Source organism: Alcaligenes pakistanensis, assembly GCF_014652815.1.
Lineage (GTDB): Bacteria > Pseudomonadota > Gammaproteobacteria > Burkholderiales > Burkholderiaceae_B > Alcaligenes > Alcaligenes pakistanensis.
In genome coordinates this window covers 134,997-153,181 of the sequence record NZ_BMZN01000005.1, presented here as the reverse complement: position 1 = coordinate 153,181, position 18,185 = coordinate 134,997, and the positions used below count along the sequence as shown (strand labels likewise).

General features: G+C 57.4%; 17 protein-coding genes. 5 read left to right on the top strand and 12 right to left on the bottom strand.

What is annotated here, in order from left to right; all coding sequences use genetic code 11:
- Nucleotides 1-27: 27 nt before the first annotated feature.
- Entirely contained in the window at nt 28-954 is a 927-nt protein-coding gene (locus tag IE156_RS16135) for a DMT family transporter (RefSeq protein WP_189393670.1), read from the bottom strand.
- A 284-nt stretch (nt 955-1,238) separates the two neighbouring features.
- Here IE156_RS16135 and IE156_RS16130 point away from each other — a divergent pair, with 284 nt between their 5' ends.
- From IE156_RS16130 to IE156_RS16120, 3 genes are read left to right on the top strand one after another with little or no spacing between them, the layout of a single operon-like run.
- Nucleotides 1,239-1,967 (top strand): GntR family transcriptional regulator, encoded by a 729-nt coding sequence (locus IE156_RS16130; protein ID WP_189393669.1) that lies wholly within the window; start codon nt 1,239-1,241, stop codon nt 1,965-1,967.
- Nucleotides 1,968-2,014: 47 nt separating this feature from the next.
- Nucleotides 2,015-2,983 carry a Bug family tripartite tricarboxylate transporter substrate binding protein gene (locus IE156_RS16125; RefSeq protein WP_189393668.1) on the top strand — a complete coding sequence of 323 codons (969 nt, stop codon included), beginning with the start codon at nt 2,015-2,017 and terminating at the stop codon, nt 2,981-2,983.
- A 17-nt stretch (nt 2,984-3,000) separates the two neighbouring features.
- Nucleotides 3,001-3,756: an arylmalonate decarboxylase gene (locus IE156_RS16120; protein ID WP_189393667.1), complete on the top strand. Its 756-nt coding sequence runs from the start codon at nt 3,001-3,003 to the stop codon at nt 3,754-3,756.
- Between the two features lie 16 nt (nt 3,757-3,772).
- On the opposite strand, the gene IE156_RS16115 is transcribed toward IE156_RS16120, so the two are convergent.
- The 11 genes from IE156_RS16115 to argE form a co-directional block, all read right to left on the bottom strand.
- Complete coding sequence (locus tag IE156_RS16115; RefSeq protein WP_189393666.1) at nt 3,773-4,561, bottom strand: enoyl-CoA hydratase/isomerase family protein; 789 nt, start codon at nt 4,559-4,561, stop codon at nt 3,773-3,775.
- A 27-nt stretch (nt 4,562-4,588) separates the two neighbouring features.
- The gene (locus tag IE156_RS16110; protein WP_189393665.1) at nt 4,589-5,356 is read right to left on the bottom strand and encodes a GntR family transcriptional regulator; all 768 of its coding nucleotides are present in this window, start codon (nt 5,354-5,356) and stop codon (nt 4,589-4,591) included.
- Between the two features lie 12 nt (nt 5,357-5,368).
- Entirely contained in the window at nt 5,369-6,169 is an 801-nt protein-coding gene (locus IE156_RS16105; protein ID WP_189393664.1) for an alpha/beta fold hydrolase, read from the bottom strand.
- 2 nt (nt 6,170-6,171) lie between these two features.
- Entirely contained in the window at nt 6,172-6,543 is a 372-nt protein-coding gene (locus IE156_RS16100) for a hypothetical protein (RefSeq protein WP_189393663.1), read from the bottom strand.
- On the bottom strand, nt 6,543-8,060 hold the full coding sequence (locus tag IE156_RS16095; RefSeq protein ID WP_189393662.1) for a class I adenylate-forming enzyme family protein: 1,518 nt from the start codon (nt 8,058-8,060) through the stop codon (nt 6,543-6,545). Before IE156_RS16095 ends, IE156_RS16100 begins: the two co-directional genes overlap by 1 nt.
- The gene (locus IE156_RS16090) at nt 8,053-9,666 is read right to left on the bottom strand and encodes an ATP-binding cassette domain-containing protein (RefSeq protein ID WP_189393661.1); all 1,614 of its coding nucleotides are present in this window, start codon (nt 9,664-9,666) and stop codon (nt 8,053-8,055) included. The genes IE156_RS16095 and IE156_RS16090 overlap by 8 nt, the downstream gene beginning before the upstream one ends.
- Nucleotides 9,663-10,643 carry a branched-chain amino acid ABC transporter permease gene (locus IE156_RS16085; protein ID WP_189393660.1) on the bottom strand — a complete coding sequence of 327 codons (981 nt, stop codon included), beginning with the start codon at nt 10,641-10,643 and terminating at the stop codon, nt 9,663-9,665. The genes IE156_RS16090 and IE156_RS16085 overlap by 4 nt, the downstream gene beginning before the upstream one ends.
- Nucleotides 10,640-11,485: a branched-chain amino acid ABC transporter permease gene (locus IE156_RS16080; protein WP_229841432.1), complete on the bottom strand. Its 846-nt coding sequence runs from the start codon at nt 11,483-11,485 to the stop codon at nt 10,640-10,642. Before IE156_RS16080 ends, IE156_RS16085 begins: the two co-directional genes overlap by 4 nt.
- Before the next feature lie 79 nt (nt 11,486-11,564).
- Nucleotides 11,565-12,722, bottom strand: coding sequence for an ABC transporter substrate-binding protein (locus IE156_RS16075; protein WP_189393659.1), 1,158 nt, complete (start codon nt 12,720-12,722; stop codon nt 11,565-11,567).
- 327 nt (nt 12,723-13,049) lie between these two features.
- Entirely contained in the window at nt 13,050-14,243 is a 1,194-nt protein-coding gene (locus tag IE156_RS16070) for a pyridoxal phosphate-dependent aminotransferase (RefSeq protein WP_229841430.1), read from the bottom strand.
- Nucleotides 14,244-14,301: 58 nt separating this feature from the next.
- Complete coding sequence (gene argE / locus IE156_RS16065) at nt 14,302-15,471, bottom strand: acetylornithine deacetylase (protein ID WP_189393658.1); 1,170 nt, start codon at nt 15,469-15,471, stop codon at nt 14,302-14,304.
- Nucleotides 15,472-15,728: 257 nt separating this feature from the next.
- On the opposite strand from argE, the gene IE156_RS16060 reads away from it, so the two are divergent.
- Nucleotides 15,729-17,087 (top strand): MFS transporter, encoded by a 1,359-nt coding sequence (locus IE156_RS16060; protein ID WP_189393657.1) that lies wholly within the window; start codon nt 15,729-15,731, stop codon nt 17,085-17,087.
- A complete protein-coding gene (locus tag IE156_RS16055; RefSeq protein WP_189393656.1) occupies nt 17,084-18,175 on the top strand; it encodes a porin in 1,092 nt (363 codons plus the stop codon). The genes IE156_RS16060 and IE156_RS16055 overlap by 4 nt, the downstream gene beginning before the upstream one ends.
- Nucleotides 18,176-18,185: the final 10 nt, after the last annotated feature.

Genomic DNA, 18,185 nt, shown 5'->3' with positions numbered 1-18,185 from the left:
CTACCTGAAAAACGGGGACATACATGCTCAGGAGGTGCGTTTGCGTAGCTGACTTAACCAGCTATAGGCACTGACCAAAGTAATGCCCATTAGTACCAGCAAAGCGCCCATCACAAAGCGCGGTTCGATCGTTTCGCCCAGCAGGAATGCACCAAACAGCACACCGAATAACGGCGTGGCAAAGGAGAACACCCCCAAACGCGAGGCCTGATACTGGCGCAGCAACCAGAACCACACCAGAAAGCTCAAGAAGGCTACCACCACAGACTGAAACACCAGACTGGCCCCCAGCAGCCCAGACCAATGCACCTGAGTTTGCCCGGTCACTACCGCCGCTACCATCAAGATTACAAACGCGCTGAACAGTTGATACAACAAGGCTTCCGAAGGCGGCACGGTAGACAGGCGCGTGCTGCGAATCAGCACCGTCGTAAAGCCCCACAAGGCACCCGCAGCCAGCGCCATCAAATCCCCGATCAGCATACGGCCCAAATCAGCCCCATTCAGGCTTGCCGGGCCTAAAAAGGTAATCGCGATACCCACCACCGCCAGACCAATCCCCACCCATTGCAAGCGAGCCAGACGCTCGGACGGTAGCAAAATATGCAGACCCAAGGCCGCAAAAACTGGCGCCGTATACAAAAATACCACCACGTGCGCGGCCGAGGTAAAACGCAGGCTTTCACCCAACAGCAAATACTCCAGCGCAAACAACAAGCCAGCAATCAATCCTGGTTTCCAGGCCCCCGGTGAAAATGCCAGTCTGTGGGTACGCACCAGAACCAGCATCGCCACCAGCAAACAGGCCACGCCCGAGCGCAAACCGATCTGAAAAATCGGCGCCATATCATCCGCCGTGGCTTTCAGCAAAATCTGCTGAAAGCTCCAGATCAGGCACAGGACCAGCATGGCACTGCTGGCCAGCGCGTCCAGGGGTTTACGTTCTTCGCTCATGGTTTTTTTATCCGAAAAATATCGTGCCTTGCCCCGCGGGGAGCTGCGCCAACAGCAGGCCAGCCCTGAACAAGGAAACCGTCCCCATGCAAACCGCGCTGTCTGCACCAACCCCCACCTGGGGACTTGGGAACGGTAGAAAAAATTGATTATCCGCGAAATCCACCCGAATCAAAACGGGGCCGAGATTTCTTTACCCTCGGGCAAGCCTTAATTGATATATCAAAAAGCTCTACATAGAATCATTTAAGCCTAAAAAATAGTAAAAGGCTTCGGAGACCGACATGACGCTAAGCAATACCGACCGAGTACGAATCGAACTGGAGCACCGCATTGCCAGCGGTGATCTGCCGCCGGGCAGCGCCATTGACGAAGCCTTGCTGTGCACTTTTTTCCGGGTATCACGTACTCCTGTCCGCGAAGCTTTGCTGCAATTGGCGGCCACCGGGCAAGTACGCATCGCCCCGCGTGCTGGCATTTTTGTAACCCAGCATACGATTGAAGAACTGGAAGAAATGCTGGAAACCCTGGCCTTGCTGGAAGGTGCTTGCACCCAACTGGCGGCCTACCGCATCAGCAATGCCCAGATTCGCGAGTTGGAGCGTTTGCAAAAGCGTGGGGCCAAGGCCTTGCAGGACAAAAGTCTGAGCGATTACGCCACCTATAACGCCGAACTGCACGCCTTGATTCACAGCATTGCGGGCAACACTTTCATGGTGCAGCAAATTGAACACCTGCGCCGTTTGACCAACCCTTACCGCCACCGCCATCTGGATCAGGAAAACCGCATGGAGCAGTCCTGGCATGAACATCAGGCACTGACTCAGGCCCTGGCCCAACGCGACGGCCCCAGTGCCATGCAAGCGGCGGCCAGCCATGTGCTGTCCGGTGCAGAGTCTCTGCGCCGTGTCGCCCATGCCCATCCCGAGAAATGGGAGTTCGACAAGCGCGAGCGCTATAGCTGGCTCAACGCCCAGCTCAACCCTTTGGCCGGGTTTTACATGCGGCACTGAACAAATAACTAGCTAAAAACCACCACTCATACCGAGGAGACTTTCTCATGTTTGCAAGCCGTTTCACACGGCGGGCGCTGGCCGCGTTCGCCCTGACATTAACCCCTCTGGCTGCGCTGCACGCCGCTGAACCCATTCGTCTGGTCGTCGGTTTTGCCCCCGGCGGCGGAGTTGACACCTTGGCCCGCGTCACTGCCCAGGCCCTGAGCAAGGAGCTGGACCGCACCGTCATTGTGGAAAACAAGTCCGGTGCGGGCGGCACGATTTCAGCCGACTACGTCTCCAAGTCCCAGGCCGATGGCAACACGCTGCTGTTTGCCGATACCTCCTTGCTGGTTGCCCCTTATATCTACCCAGCCCTGCGCTATGACTTGCAGCGCGACTTCGCGCCCATTGGCATGGTGGGCCAGTCCGATCTAGCCTTGGCCGTCCCCGGCAACAGCCCGATTAAAACCGTGGCTGAGTTGATCGAAACCATTCGCAAGGCTCCCCCACAGACGGAGACCTTTGCCTCGGTGGGTGTAGGTTCAGTCCACCACCTGGGTGGCGAACTGTTTGCCATGCAGACACAAAGCGAACTGGTCCACGTGCCCTATCGCGGTGGTGCGCCAGCCAGCCAAGCCTTGGCCTCGGGTGAAGTGTCCATGTCTTTTGCCAGTCTGGCCTCATCGATTGGCCTGGCTAACTCCGGTCGCATCCGCCTGCTGGCTACCTTGTCCGAGCGCCGCTTTCCCGGCATGCCCGACCTGCCCAGCGTGTCGGAAACCCTTCCTGGCTACAGCGTAACGCCTTCGCTGTTCATGCTGGCCCCGCAAAACGTGGACCCGGCCCTGATCGCCACGGTTAGCAAAGCGCTGGAAAACAGCATGCAGCAAAAACAAGTACAGGACGCCTTCCTGGCCCAAGGCTCGGTAGCTGGCTATAAAAATGCCCAGGCCACCGAACAATGGCTGGGCGAAGAAACAGAACGTTGGGCCAATGTCATCAAGACCGCCCAGCTCGACTTTAAACAATGACACTAGCAGCTACTTTTATGACGACTGACAACTCTGACGCCAAGCGCCCCGTACTGGGCTTGATCGTGCCACCTGCCGCTGGTCTGGTGCCTCCGGAAGGCCCGGAAATGTACCCGGAAATTGACTTCATCGCCCAAGGACTGGCACTCAGCTCGGTGGACAAGGAAGGCTATGACCAGGTTATCGACCAAGTGGTCGAGGCGGCCCAGAAACTGGCGGCCCGTGGCGCCCAGGCGGTGTCCTTGATGGGAACCTCACTGAGCTTTTACCGTGGCACGGACTTTAACGAGGAACTGGTGGCCCGCCTGCGTGAAGCCACCGGCCTGCCATGCTCCACCATGAGCCATGCCATTTTGCGCGGCCTGCGTGTCAGTGGCATCGAACGGGTGGCCGTCGCATCTTCCTATATCGATGACGTGAACCAGCGTCTGGTCCACTTCCTGGGCCAGAACCAGATTCAGGCCGTGTGCGCCTATGGCTTGGGTGTCAATGACGTCACGGCCATGGCAAAAATCAGCACGCAGGAGTTGGTAGACCTGTGTCTGAAAACCTGGGACATGGCTCAGGAACAGGCCCCCGGTCAAGCGCAAGGCTTGTTGCTGTCTTGTGGCGGTCTGGTCTCACTGGAAGCCGTGCGTCAGGTTGAAGACAAGCTGGGCGTGACGGTCGTGTCCAGCTCGCCTGCGGGTTTCTGGGATCTGGTGGCCACTGCCGGGCTGGATTTATGGCCACAGGCGATGGGACGTTTGGCACAAGAGCGCCAAACAGCCTGACCACAAGCCGCTTTACCTAGGCGCGGTTCGGTGACAAAAAGCCCGCACGCGCCTGGGCTCCCTCTACACTGTCGCGGCACACCAGGGCCTGATCGGCATCCATATAAATGCCCAAACGGTTCATGGCATTGGCGACCTGATTGACTGCCTCTTTAGTCATGCGGATGATCGCTGCAGGCGACTCCGACGCACGCTGTGCCAGCGACTGCGCCACTGTCACAGCTTGGCCGGGTTCGCAGACTTCATCCAGCAAACCCCAGTCCAGCGCCTGGGCAGAACCAAAGCGCTCTGCCAGCAAAATGGCTCGCTTGGTACGGGCTGCACCGAGCATATTCACCATGCGCGGAATCGCGCCCCAGCCCATGTTCAGGCCCACTTTAGCTTCGGGCAGATACAAAAAGGACGACTGCGAGGCCACCCGCCAGTCACAGGCCAGTGCCAACGCCACCGAGCCACCTACGGCTGCGCCTTCAATGGCGGCAATAGTCAGCTGTGGCAACTCTTCCCACAAACGGCATAGGCGAGCACCGCGCTGGGCCACATCGCGGCGTTCCAGCAAACCGGCCTGTTCGTCGTTCCATTTTTGCGGGTCTTTCAGATCAATCCCGGCCGAGAAAATATCCTTGGCCCCGGTCAGCACCACGGTGTGAATTTCCAGCGACAAGGCCAGGTCCTGCGCCACTTGCGTCAAGGCCAGCAAGGTGTCCTGATCAATAGCATTGCGGTTCACGCCACGATCAAAGCGCACCAGCGCATGGTCGCCCGTCACCTTGACCGTCACACTGCGGCCATATTTGCGTTTCATGAATGTCTCCCCAAAGGTTCGGAAAAATCAGCTCTGCGAGCGATGGCTGCCATCACTGCGCGACAGGCGTGTGAGGTAGCGGAATTCATAAGGTGGGTAAAAGCTGACCGCCACTTCCATAACCTTGCCGGCCAGATTGCGGAAGGTACGGATAATCAGCAAAGCGGGGTCAGAGTCCTCGTAGCCCAGAAAACGAGCGACATGCGGCGGAAAGCGCGAGGCAGAAATCTCCATCTCGATGGTTTCCACTACTTCACCGCAATGCTCTTCCAACAAAGGATACACACCGCCGGGCTGAGTCGAAATCAGCTCGGCCACGGCCTGGTATTCCTTGCGCAGATAAATATCTGTCCAGGAAATGCCACGCTTGCTGCCCGGCACACTGCGGTAGGTTTCCACCTTCACCCAATCACCCGGTTCACCGTCCAGCGCGGTTTCAGGCGGCTGCTTGTCGACACAGACGGCCTTTTTATGCACGTGCAGATCGGTGAACTCCAGATAGCGTTGCAACTGGTCCGTGGTGTCCAGCGCCAGACCAAACTGCGGCTTGGGATGCTGGCGAATCACCGTGGTACCGGCACGCCGGCGCCGCTCGATCAAACCCAGATCGGTCAGCTTGCGTATGGCTTCACGTGCCGTATGCCGCCCCACGCCATACATCTCGCACAGCTCCATCTCGGTGGGTAGCTTGGAACCGACGGGATAATGGCCCGAACGGATCAGCTCCAACAAGCGATCGCTCATGTTCTGATACAGAGTAGGTTTGGCGTTGGACTGGGATTCGTTGTTTGCCATACGGGTTTCAGCTTAAAGAGACAGGCGGCGCATGGCTGCCAAGGTGTCACGGGTGAACTGTTCAGGGCATTCACTTTGGGGAAAATGCCCGATGCCCGGCCATTCTATATACTCCACCGGAACTTTGCCCTCTCGCAGCAAGCGTTCGACCTCTCTGGCGGACTCTGGCGGTACAGACCAGTCCTCGCCGCCCTCCACAATCACCACCGGGCAGCGTATGTCATCCAGAATCTGTTCCATGCGAAAACCGCCAAAGGCGCAGATATCTGCAAAGGCCACGGCCGGGATGCAGCGCCGGGCGTCTGTCACCACTTCCAGCGCACGGGCTGGATCAGACAAAGTACCCATCAAGGTACGGAAAGTCACTTCAAACCAGTCGCCCGGATTGATGCGCGCCATCTCCAGAATGCGCGGGTTATAGCCCGAGGACTTCACCACGTTCACCGAGGCGCCATCCACCAGCACCAGGCCACGAATACGTTCGGGGGCAATAGCAGCGGCCTGTGCAACAACGCCACCGCCCATGGAATGGCCCATCAAAACCGGATCGCTAATGCCTGCGGCATCCAGAAACTGCAATAAATACTGTGCGTTTTGCGACGTGACCGTGTGCGGCCCACCCACTGGCATGCCGCTCTTGCCATGACCGGGCAGATCCAGCGCATAGACCGTGTAAAAGGGGGCGAAGTGCTCCAGCACATATTGCCAGGACAAGCTGTCCTGGCTGGCACCGTGCACCATCACCAAGGCCGGGCCAGAACCGGCCAGATCGTAATAGGCACGAATACCATCCGCAGTTTTCACATAAGGCATGGTCAGACCTCCAGCTCGCCCGTCAGACGGGTCAGGGCATACAACAACATCCAGTTCTGCACGCAGGCGCGCAAATCGCCCCCCACCACCAGCCTATGCTGACGCACCAGACGGTTAAAGGGGTAGCCCTGGGCCAGATCGGCAAAAGCGGCGCTATCGCCTTCCAGCCAGAAGGGCACCTCGCGCGGGCCGGTGCCCGCCTGCACATCCTGTTCAGACACGGCCAGCCAAAGTTTCTCGCCCGTTTCGGTATTACGCAGCGCCACACATACATCAGCCAGCACACTGTGCTGCTGTACAAAATTATCCGCACTGGCGCGTTGCGCCCAAGCGCTCAGCACAGCAGGGTCAAACAGAGATAACGAAGTCTGCATCAGACATACCTTTGTCGAAGAAGGAACTTCTGCACTTTGCCCGACGAGGACTGAGGCAGGGAATCCACAATAAAGATGCGTTTGGGTACTTTAAAGCCAGACAGTTTTTGACGGCAAAACTCGCGCAGCGATTCCACATCCGGCTCGCGGCCATTGGCGGGCACAATCGCTGCCACCAGTTCCTCGCCCCAATATTCGTGGGGCAGACCAAACGCTGCCGCTTCACGCACATCGGTATGGCTGGCCAGACAGTTTTCTACTTCCAGCGCGGCCACGTTTTCCCCGCCAGTCTTGATCATATCTTTGCTACGGCCCATGAAATAGGCAAAGCCTTCATCGTCCACACGAATCAGATCGCCCGTGTGCAGCCAGCCTTCTGCATCCAGCACCTGGGCCGTCAACTCTGGCTGACGCCAATAGCCTTTGAATACAGTCGGGCCGCGCACCTGCATTTCACCGGGGCCACGCTGATCGGGCAACACCTTCCCGTCTGCATCCACCAATCGATACTGCACATGCCGCCACAGATAACCAATAGAGCCGGGATGCTCCAGAATCTCTTGCGTATAGCGATTCTTGATGGTGGTGACACAGCTTTCCGTCATACCAAAGCCCCAGCTGAATTCCGCATTGGAGAACACCGTGCGAATCAAATCCTGACGCCACTGGCCCAAGGGCGCGGCAGCCGTTTGTACAAACTGGGCACCGGGCAGGGACAGGTCTTTAAAGTCCGGATGATCCGTCAAACCCACCCACATGGCCGACAGCAAAAACACATGCGTAGGTTGGTACAAGCGCAGCGCATCCATAACCGCATCGCTTTCAAAGCGCGGCACCACATGCAGGCTGCCACCGGCATACAGAATGGGGCCATTCACCACCCCGAAACCACCAATATGGAACAGCGGCGTCGCCAGCAGCGAACGGCTATTGGCATCAATGCCCAGCTCCATGATGTAGTTCACGGCATTGGCCGACAAATTACCGTGTGTCAGCATGGCCCCTTTGGGGGAGGACGTCGTGCCCGAGGTGTACATAATGATGGCCACATCCTCATCGCCCACACGGCCAAAGCGGTGCTGTACCGGGTCATCGGCCCGATGGTCGGGCAAGGACTCCGGCAGGTGTTCCAGCCACTGCACAGCGCTGCTCAAACCGCCTTCTTGCTCGATCTGCTCACGCAAAGCGCGGTAGGCCGGGTCCACAATACACACCGTGGGCTGGGCATCGTCCAGCAAGTAGCGCAGTTCGGCCGCACCGTAACGAGTATTGACCGGTACCAGCGAAAAACCACCCACGGCAGTGGCATGCAACAGAGCCAGGTAATCGATGGAGTTAGGTGTCATGATGGCCACCCGATCCCCCGGCTTCACCCCCAAGCCTTTCAAATAGGCCGACAAGGCACGCGTACGGGCACAAAACTGGCCAAAGGACAGAGCCTGTCGCTCGTCCGAGACCGCTACCTTGTCGGGGTAGCGCTCGGCGTTAAACATGGCGACCTGGTAAATATTAGGCATGATGCGAAGCCTCTGCGGCATGGCCCAAATAGGCCGCCGCAATCTGTGGGTTATTCATGATGTCTTTGCTGTCGCCCGCCAGGCTCAAGCGCCCGGTTTCCAGCACCACGGCGTGCCTGGACAGCTTCAAAGCCAGACGAGCGTTTTGCTCCACCAGCACAATCGTGGTGCCGTCCTGGCTGATCTGGCGAATCGCCCGGGCCACTTCCAGGGTGACGGCAGGGGCCAGGCCCAAAGAAGGTTCATCCAGCAAGAGCAGGCGGGGCCTGGACATCAAGGCACGGCCAATCGCGCACATTTGCTGCTCCCCACCGGACAGGTGACGGCCTTGACTTTGCTCGCGCTCCAGAAGGCGCGGGAAGTAGGCGTAAATACGTTCCAGATCCACCGTAATGTCAGCCTGATCACGACGCAGATAGGCGCCCATCAAGAGGTTCTCGCGCACGGTCAGTTCGGGGAACAAACGGCGGCCTTCGGGTGACAAGGCAATGCCCAGATTCACGCGTCGTTCGGCACTCAAGTTCTGAATGGGCTGGCCTTCCATCAGGATTTCGCCCCCGGCAACCGGCACCAAACCGCTGATGGCTTTCATCAAGGTGGATTTGCCAGCGCCATTAGCACCAATGACCGCGCACACACTGGCTTCTTCAACAGCAAAACTGACCTTGCCCAAGGCACGTACTGCGCCATAGGAAACACTCAAATCCTTGATTTCCAGCATGGGAGCGGGCTTGGGTGGCATGGCGGGTATGCCATTCTGATGGGAAGCAGACGCCTGCGTCCCACGGCCCATACCGCCCTGATACACCTTGCTCTCAACAAGCGGTTCCAGCCCTGGCTCATTGTCCAGGTCGGCCCCCAGATAGGCTTCAATGACCCGTGGGTCCTGGCGCACCTGAGCAGTGGGGCCTTCGGCCAGCAAGCGGCCATTGACCAACACCACCAGCTTTTGACACAAACGCATCACCAAGCCCATATCGTGCTCGACCACCACCACATCAATACCGCTGGCATGAATGCGTTCAATCAGGTCGGCCATTGCCACGGTTTCTACCGGGTTCAAACCGGCGGCGGGCTCATCCATCAACAGCAGGCGGGGCGTGGCGGTCAAGGCCATGCCCACACCCAAAATCTTCTGCAAACCATAGGCCAGAGAATCGGCCTGCTCGTTGGCAACCGACTCCAGACCAATCAAGGCCAAAGCCTGTTCCGCTTGCCGCGCCGCTTCCTGCCGACCACGGCGCACACCCCAGGGGTTAAACAACAACCAGGGCGAAGGAAACTGACGAAACAGGGCGGCCCGGTACAGGTTTTCAAATACGGTATGACCGGCAAACACATGCGTCATCTGGAAGGTACGCACCAGACCCTGACGGGCCAGATACGCCGCAGGTCGGCCCGTAATGGCTGCGCCATCCATGGTGACAGCACCAGCGCTGGGTCGGGTCGTGCCTGCAATCAGATTAAACAGGGTGGTTTTACCCGCACCGTTAGGGCCGATAACGCCGGTAATCTGGCCGGGTGCGGTGCTGAAAGACACCTCATCCACCGCTCGGATGCCACCAAAATTTCGGCTCAAGCCTTGGACGTTCAATTGCACGCTCATGCTGCCTCCTTGCGCGCGCCGCGCCACTTACGCCACAGTCCAGCCAGACCTTGCGGCATGAACAAGAGCAACAGAATCAAGGTCAGGCCGTAGATCAGGCGCTGGTACTGCTGCAAATCACGCAGCAGCTCGGGCAAGGGGATCAAAATGGCAGCGCCAATCACCGCACCGGCCAAAGCACCCACACCACCCAGCACATTCATGATGACGGCGTTCACCGCAGTCCAGAAGCCAAAAGAATCCGGCGAGATATAGCCCTGGTAATGGGCGTACAAGCTGCCCGTCCAGCCAGCAATCAGGGCGCTCAGTACAAACACGCTGACCCGAAAACGCAGCACATTCAGCCCACCCGAACGCACCAGCTGTTCGTTCTGATGCAAGGAGTCCGCCACCATGCCCCATTCGCGGCGGTACAGGGCCCGCAGCACGAAATACACCACCAAAGCAAAGCTGACCGTCACCAGATACACGCCGTAGCGTCCCTCGGGAATTGGCAAGCTGGCTTGCAGGGATGGAATCTGGCCAAAGCCGTTATTGCCACCAAACAGTTCGTGGAACTCGATAAAGCACAGCACCACGGCTTCGCCCAGGGCGAAGGTCAAGAGCGCGAAATGCACACCCTTGATACGCATAAAAATAGGGCCGGTGATCACAGCTAATGCTGCCGTCAATACTCCGGCGCCCAAAAACGCGGCTGGAAAAGACCAGCCATAATCTCGACTCAAAATGGCCGAGGCATACGCCCCCAGCCCAAACAAGGCGCCATGGGCCAGCGAGAGCTGCCCAATGCGCAAAACCAGATTCATGCTCATGGCCAGACAGGCGTACAGGGACACCATAATGGCCAAATGCAGAAAGAAGCGCGGTTGCCCGGCCCACACGGGCCAGCCCAACAAGACCACGATCAGGACCAGATGCCAGGCCCATTGCAAAGCACCGTCGCGCGGATAAAAAGAAGCTGTTTTGATCGCGCTCATGACGATTTCCCCATCAGGCCACTGGGTTTAACCAACAGCACAGCCATCACAATCAAGAAGGACAGCATGGTTGCAACGGTGGCGTTATAGAAAGTGGACGCCACGGCCTCGGTAACACTCAGAATCAGGGCGGCAATGACCGCACCGGGCAAGCTGCCCAAACCACCTAAAACCACAATAATGAAGGCCTTCACCACCACGGCTTCGCCCATATAGGGGTGCACGGTGTAGACCGGGGCCATCAAGGCGCCGGACAAACCGGCCAGACCACAGCTCAAGGCAAAGGTCAGGGCCATGATCTTCCAGGAACTGACACCTTGCAGACGCGCCACTTCCCGATCCTGCGCCACAGCGCGAATCGTCATGCCGACACGGGTGCGTTCGATCAGGAAATAAAAGCCTGCCAAGGCCAGCACACTCATGCCCACGATCAGCAATTGATCCTTGGCAAAGAAGGCTTGGCCTATCTGCCAGGCACCCTCAACCGGACGACGTACCGACTGCTCATCCACCGAGAACAGTAGCGAGATCCCAGCCTGCAAAGTAATGGCCAATGCCAGGGACATGATCATGCCGCCCATTTCGTCACCCACAAAGCGACGGAACAGGCCACGTTCAGCCAGTAAACCCAGGAACCCCACCAGCACGGCAGCGGCCGCGATAGAGGGCAGGTAAGGCCAGCCAAACTGACCATAAAATACATACATGGCGTAAGCGCCCAGCATGTAGAACTCGCCGTGAGCGAAGTTCACCACCCGCAAGATGCCAAACACCAGCGTGAAACCCAGGGCAACCAGGGCATACACAAAGGTGGACATCAGGGCGATGATGGCGATTTGCATTGCGATCTGCATAATTGCTAACCGTATTAAGGTGCACTCCACCGCCGTGGCGGAGTGCGTACTGAAACAAAACCGGTAATTAGCGGGCGTCGAACTTATTGATGACCTTGGCCTTGCCGCCCTCGATCACGCCCAGATAGGCCGGTGTGGCGATCTGATGGTTGACGCCGTACACGTCCTTGCCACCCCAGACAATGGCGCCTTGAATACCGTCAAAACTGTTATTAGCTTCGATACGAGCACGAACAGCGTCGGTATCATCCACAGTGCCTGCTTCCTGGATCGCCTTAAACAGCAAATGGGTGGCGTCGTAGAAGTAGAAAACGAAGTCATCCATGCTGTTGCTGTGGATTTTGGCGTAGGACTGGCTCAGCTTTTGGTAAGGCTCGCTGGATGGGTCTGCTGACAGGTACACCAAAGTGCCCTGCGCATTGTCTGCACCGGCGGACTTCACTGTTTCAGCCACGTTATTGCCGCCAAACTTGGTGAACTGGCCTTTAAAGCCCATTTCACGCGCCTGACGAATCACAATGCCGGCCGGGCCGGGTGGCACCGTATCCAGTTCAATGAAGTCCACGTTCTTGGCCAGAATGCTGGTCAGCAAGGTGCGGAAGTCGTTTTGCGAGCGTTCAAAGAACTTGGTTTCGGCTACGTCGTAACCGGCGTCCTTATAAGCGGCGGTCTGGATTTTTTGCGTGCTCCAGCCGGTAGCATCGTTAGGCGACAAAATTGCCAGACGCTTGAGCTCGGGGCGTTCCTGTTTCAACCAGCCGATCAACTGGCGGTTGTATTCGTACTGAGTAGGGAGCACGCGGAACATATATTTCGTGTTCGCATCCAGCACCTCAGTCGAGTAGCTGTTGGACAGCATGATGACCTTGTTGCGCTCGGTAATCGGCTTCATGGCCATGACCGAGGCCGAACCAATCGGGCCGATGATGTAGTTCACTTCATCCTGATCAATCAGACGATTGGTGGCGGTGACCGCGTCTGCTGCTTTGTAGTGGTCGTCATAAGTCAGCACTTCAACGGTGTACTTCTTGTCACCCACAGCCAGGCCACCGGCCTGATTGATCTCGTCCACGGCGATTTTCACGCCACCATCAATGGCCAGACCCCACGGTGCGCCTGGACCTGTCATGCCTCCCACTACACCCAGCTTGAGCGTTTCAGCCTGCGCGCCTAGCGCGGCCACCATCCCTGCTGCTGCCAGTACACCCCGAATCCCGTTTTTCATGGACCTGCTCCTATTAATTGACCGGACATAATTGTTGTTTGATACGAACAATATAATAAGGAGGCAATACTTGTCTACGGAAATATGGATTGATAATGACCTTATAACGCTGATCTATAGGGGGATTTGTTAAAACTTAAGGGAAAACACCGAGAGTCGCTGTCGGCTTATTTGTACGGACTTTAGCCTATATATTTATAAGAAAAAGTAATGACGGGGGCGTGCATTTGTAGTGAGGGGCGCTACAGCATCCCATAAACACCGGACATAAAGAAAGGCCGCTTTCCATGACAGAAAGCGGCCTTCTGGTCCCACAGAATTAAGGCATCAAGCAGCGCTTGGGCTGGCCTGTGTTTCCAGCTGAGCAAAAAAGAACTGCAAGCGATCCATAGCCTGCTCGATCTGCTCATACGAGGCGGAGCCAAAGCACAGGCGCAAGAAGCCTTCGCCTTGTGGGCCGTAAAAGCTACCTGCCTCAACCACCACACGGGCCTCATTCAGCAGCCGCTCGGCCAGCTCTTGCGAAGGCACACCGGTAGCGCGTACATCCGCAAAGGCATAAATCGTGCCTTCCACATGGGCGCAGCTGACATTGGGCAGGGCGTTCAGGCGTTGCAGCATCATGCGGCGCTTCGTGTCGTCTTCGGCAATCATCTCGCGCAGGGCGGTTTTTTGTCCCACCACGGCCTCCAGCGCCCCCGCCTGGATAAAGGTATTCACATGGGTGACGTCATTGGCGGTGATCTTCAACAGGCCGGGCATCAACCAGGCAGGCGCGGCCAGATAACCAATGCGCCAGCCGTCCATGGCGTAAGACTTGGTAAAGGCAAACATGGACACGCTGCGCTCTTGCATTCCGGGCAGGGAGGCGATGCTGATATGTTCGGCCCCGTCGTAGGTAATGTCTTCGTAGACTTCGTCCGACACCACGATCAGATCATGCTTGATGGCCAATTGCGCCAGCGCTTCCAGCTCGCTGCGGCGATAGACGCGGCCGGTAGGATTGGCCGGATTCACCAGCACCACCATGCGAGTGTGCGGCGTAATCGCGGCTTCGATGGCGGCCGGATCAATGGCAAAGTCCTGCTCGCGGTTCAAGGGCACCAACACGGGCTTTGCTCCAGCCAGCTCGATTTTGCCAATGTGCTGCGGGTAGTGCGGTGAGAGCAAAATCACCTCATCGCCCTCGTCCAGAGTAGCGAAAAAGGCGGCAAAGGAGGCGTGGGTAAGCCCATTGGTAACCAGCACATCATCCGGGCCTACATCCAGCTTGTTTTGCGTGCGCAGCTTGGCGGCCAAGGCTTCGCGCAAGGCGGGCACACCGCGCAAATCGCTGTAATGCACCTCGCCACGCATCAGGGCATCGGCAGCCGCTTGTTTGATTGCCACGGGGGTGTCGGCATGCGGACGGCCCACTTCCAGATGAATCAAGTCCGAGGTATCGCCTTGCAAACGAGCCGCCTGCTCGTACATGCCAAAGGATTTCAAAGAGGTGCCGGTAATACGTTTTGCTAGCTTCATGAAAAAATTTTCCTTCAGAATAAGGCAGGCCACTGCGCCTGCCGGAAACTATCCCGCCCTAAGCAGCCAAGGACTGGATCACTTTGCCCAAAAAGGACTCGCAGGCCGCCAATTGCTCCAGGCTGACGTACTCATCAGCCTTGTGCGCCACGGTGATAGAGCCGGGCCCGCACACAATGCTGGGTACACCCGCTTCCTGGAAAAACGACGCTTCTGTGCCATAGGCCACGCGTTGTGCCGCCGATTCACCCAGCAAGGCCATAGCCATTTTTTTCAGTTCCTGGCTTTCCTCATCGTCCAGGGCAGGAATGCTGCCCAGACACTCGAACTCAATGGCGGCATCACCATGGCGTGCCTTCATGCGCGGCAAGACCTGCTCAAAAGCAAAGCGACGCAAATTGCTGATGAAGCCGTCCGGGTCCACGCCCGGCAGGTAGCGATACTCAAAGGAGAACTCACAGTGGGCCGGGATGATATTCATGCCATTGCCACCCGAAATCGTGTTGGTGGAAATGGTGGAGAAGGGCACATCAAACCCTTCGATGCGCTTACCGCTATTGGCTTCCTCATCAGCCAGATGCTGAATGTGCGACACCAGATTGGCAGCATATTCAATGGCGTTCAGCCCATGCGGTGTCAAAGAAGAATGCGCGGCGCAGCCTTTGACACGGCAGCGGTAAATACGGCCACCTTTATGGGCGGCTACCACCCGCATGCTGGTGGGCTCGCCCACAATGCAGCCACTGGGCTGGATGCCTGCTTTACGCATTTCTTCGATCAGGCCGGGAATACCCAGACAGCCCACTTCTTCGTCGTAGCTCAAAGCCAAATGCACGGGCTCGCGCAGCCTCATCGAGCCCAGGCTCTGCGCCTGCGCCATGGCCACACCGATAAAACCCTTCATGTCGCAGGCACCACGGCCAAACAGCCGCCCATCCCGAATCTGGGCCTGGAAAGGATCGCCTGACCATGCCTGCCCATCCACCGGCACCACATCCGTATGGCCGGATAGCACCACACCGCCGGGTCCCTGCCCAAAGGTCGCCAGCAGATTGGCTTTGGAGCGCGATTCGTTGTAATCAAAACGCACTTGTGCTCCGGCCGATTCGAGCCGATTGGCAGCCCACTCAATCAATGCCAGATTGGAGTTCCTGCTCACCGTATCAAAGCCAATCAGGGACGAAACGTGTTCAATCACCTGGGCCGAGGGGGCCACCTGACTGCTCATATGCCTGCTCCTTATTGCTATTATTCAAAACTGAATTCAGTTTATAGAGCAGGTATACGAGTGTCAACGCATCTAGGTGTTTGTACTAGAAATTTGCCTTTTTATTTTTATAAATTCCTTTAAATTCAATTAACTAATAAATCAAGCAGTTGCTTTATACCTATAGTTCTTATTGACCATCAAGTATGAAAATGAATATATTCACCACAACTGAGTTCAACTGAATTCACTTACTGCGATTACCAATAAGGACTACTATGAGACAACAATCGCGCCCCGCAGACCCGGCCCCCTCCAAGGCCGAAGATCTGCTGTTCGGCAAAATTCTCTGGCGGCTGATGCCCATCTTGTTCATCAGCTACATCGTTGCCTACATCGACCGCGTCAATGTGGGCTTTGCCAAGCTGCAAATGCTGCAAGACCTGAATTTTTCAGCGGAAGTCTATGGCCTGGGTTCAGGCATATTCTTTGTGGGCTTTTTGTTGTTTGAGATCCCCAGCAACCTCTTGCTGTATCGCTTTGGAGCACGCGCCTGGCTGACACGCATCATGATCACCTGGGGCATCCTGTCCGTGCTGACCATGTTCGTCACCACCCCCACGCAGTTCTATATCATCCGCTTCCTGCTGGGTGTGGCTGAAGCCGGCTTTCTGCCTGGCGTGGTGTACTACCTGGCGCAATGGTTTCCGCCGCAACGCCAAGGCCGTGTCATGGCTACGCTGGTCACGGCAGCCGCCGCGGGCGGCATGATTGTGGGCCCGCTGTCGGGCTGGATCATGGACGTGTTTTCCGACTCGGCACACCTGCATAACTGGCAATGGCTGTTCTTGTTGCAGGGCCTGCCCGCCGTCTTTGTCGCCGCCTTGCTGTGGGTCACCTTGCCCAACCGTCCGGAAGACGCCAAGTGGCTTAGCCAGGAAGAAAAAACGCTTCTGCATACGCTGAACCAGGACGCGCAACGCGAACTGCCCCGGAAAGACAAAATTGCTGAAGTGCTGGGCAAACCCAATGTGTGGTGGCTAGCTTGCGTGCTGCTTTCCCTGAATCTGGGTATTTATGCCGTAATCTTCTGGACGCCCACCATCATTCAAGAAGCAGGCATCAAGAGCCTGACGCATATTGGCTATATTGCCGCCTTGCCCTATGCCGCTTCAGCCCTGGCCATGCTGGTTCTGGGCCGCTCCTCTGATTACTTTGGCGAACGACGCTGGCATCTGGCCATCGCCTGCGCCGGTGGCGCCATAGGCCTGCTGCTGACCGCCTTGGCCCCCGATCCTACGGTCCGCATTATTGGCGTCATCATCGCCACCGCCATGTTTATTGGTGGCACCCCACTGGTCTGGGCCCTGGCCGGTAATTTCATGAGTGGCCGCGCCGCTGCAACCGGCTATGCGCTGATCAATGCCGTAGCGGCATTAGGTGGTTTGTTTGGCCCCTATGCCATGGGATTGGCTCAAGAGATGAGCGGCAACACCAGCAGCGCCGTGCTGACCATCGCCGGTCTGGCCGTGCTGGGTGGGCTGTGCGTCTTTGCTTTACCGTCTGCTCGCCAACAAACCGCCCTGGATCAGGCGGGCAAATTGAACGCCGTTCCCAGCAAAGGCGGTGCCCAATGATGCGCCGCCACCTAAAACTGGCTGTTGCTGGCTGTATTGGCTTGGCTACGCTGAGCCCCAGCGCCATCGCCCAAACCAGCAACACGGTCACCTTGTATGGGATTCTGGACGCGGGCCTGACCTGGATCAGCAATGCCAATGGCCCCTCCAAAACCACGCTGGATACCGGTGTGATGCAGGGCAACCGCCTGGGCCTGCGCGGTTCCGAATCCCTGGGCAATGGTTTGAGCGCCATCTTCCAACTGGAAAACGGCTTTTCCATGGCAACGGGCGAAATGGGTCAGGGCGGGGCATTGTGGGGCCGACAAGCCTGGCTGGGCCTGAAGTCCGATTACGCAGGCAGCCTGAAACTGGGCCGCCAGTACGACTTCTTCACCGATACCCTGCAAGCCTTTTACACCCCGACCTGGTCAGCAGGCGGTTACTCCAACAGCCCGCTGGATAACGACCGAATGAGCGGCCAACGGGTTAATCAATCCGTTAAATACGTGACGCCCTCTTTTGGCGGCGTAGAGTTGGGTGCCATGTACGGCTTCCCGGAACGACGCGAAGGCCAAGCTCAAACCGGACGCACCATCAGCTTTACGGCCAACTATAAAAACGGCAACTTTGCGACGGGGGCCGCCTATACCGAAGTCAAGGAAGCCAGCCTGGACATCAGCCCCCTGACTGGCGGTGGTGCATCCAATCGGGTCGGTGGCCGCTACCTGCGCGACTGGGGCATAGGAGCCAACTACGCCTTCGACAAAATCACCGTGTATGGCGTGTTCTCTCAAGCGTTGTACGTGGCCCCCGATGGCCAGCAAAAGAACCACACCTTCCGCAACTACCAGCTGGGTTTTGCGTGGCGCGCGGCACCCAATCTGGTATTGGGGCCGGGCTATGGGCTGACGACTCTGGGTTCGAACAAATACCATCAGCTGAACCTGACAGCAGACTACTTCCTGTCCAAGCGCACGGATATCTATACCCAGGCGATTATCCAGCACGCACAAGGCGAGGGCGCTACCGCCAACGTCATCAGCATGCCCAGTTCTACGGGACGTAATCAGACCTTATTAAGGGTGGGGATACGGACCAAGTTCTAGGCACAAACCC

What these genes read in the sequence shown, in the direction of transcription:
- IE156_RS16135 (WP_189393670.1), bottom strand. Translation starts at nt 954, where the DNA reads ATGAGCGAAGAACGTAAACCCCTGGACGCGCTGGCCAGCAGTGCCATG.
- IE156_RS16130 (WP_189393669.1), top strand. Translation starts at nt 1,239, where the DNA reads ATGACGCTAAGCAATACCGACCGAGTACGAATCGAACTGGAGCACCGC.
- IE156_RS16125 (WP_189393668.1), top strand. Translation starts at nt 2,015, where the DNA reads ATGTTTGCAAGCCGTTTCACACGGCGGGCGCTGGCCGCGTTCGCCCTG.
- IE156_RS16120 (WP_189393667.1), top strand. Translation starts at nt 3,001, where the DNA reads ATGACGACTGACAACTCTGACGCCAAGCGCCCCGTACTGGGCTTGATC.
- IE156_RS16115 (WP_189393666.1), bottom strand. Translation starts at nt 4,561, where the DNA reads ATGAAACGCAAATATGGCCGCAGTGTGACGGTCAAGGTGACGGGCGAC.
- IE156_RS16110 (WP_189393665.1), bottom strand. Translation starts at nt 5,356, where the DNA reads ATGGCAAACAACGAATCCCAGTCCAACGCCAAACCTACTCTGTATCAG.
- IE156_RS16105 (WP_189393664.1), bottom strand. Translation starts at nt 6,169, where the DNA reads ATGCCTTATGTGAAAACTGCGGATGGTATTCGTGCCTATTACGATCTG.
- IE156_RS16100 (WP_189393663.1), bottom strand. Translation starts at nt 6,543, where the DNA reads ATGCAGACTTCGTTATCTCTGTTTGACCCTGCTGTGCTGAGCGCTTGG.
- IE156_RS16095 (WP_189393662.1), bottom strand. Translation starts at nt 8,060, where the DNA reads ATGCCTAATATTTACCAGGTCGCCATGTTTAACGCCGAGCGCTACCCC.
- IE156_RS16090 (WP_189393661.1), bottom strand. Translation starts at nt 9,666, where the DNA reads ATGAGCGTGCAATTGAACGTCCAAGGCTTGAGCCGAAATTTTGGTGGC.
- IE156_RS16085 (WP_189393660.1), bottom strand. Translation starts at nt 10,643, where the DNA reads ATGAGCGCGATCAAAACAGCTTCTTTTTATCCGCGCGACGGTGCTTTG.
- IE156_RS16080 (WP_229841432.1), bottom strand. Translation starts at nt 11,485, where the DNA reads ATGCAAATCGCCATCATCGCCCTGATGTCCACCTTTGTGTATGCCCTG.
- IE156_RS16075 (WP_189393659.1), bottom strand. Translation starts at nt 12,722, where the DNA reads ATGAAAAACGGGATTCGGGGTGTACTGGCAGCAGCAGGGATGGTGGCC.
- IE156_RS16070 (WP_229841430.1), bottom strand. Translation starts at nt 14,243, where the DNA reads ATGAAGCTAGCAAAACGTATTACCGGCACCTCTTTGAAATCCTTTGGC.
- argE (WP_189393658.1), bottom strand. Translation starts at nt 15,471, where the DNA reads ATGAGCAGTCAGGTGGCCCCCTCGGCCCAGGTGATTGAACACGTTTCG.
- IE156_RS16060 (WP_189393657.1), top strand. Translation starts at nt 15,729, where the DNA reads ATGAGACAACAATCGCGCCCCGCAGACCCGGCCCCCTCCAAGGCCGAA.
- IE156_RS16055 (WP_189393656.1), top strand. Translation starts at nt 17,084, where the DNA reads ATGATGCGCCGCCACCTAAAACTGGCTGTTGCTGGCTGTATTGGCTTG.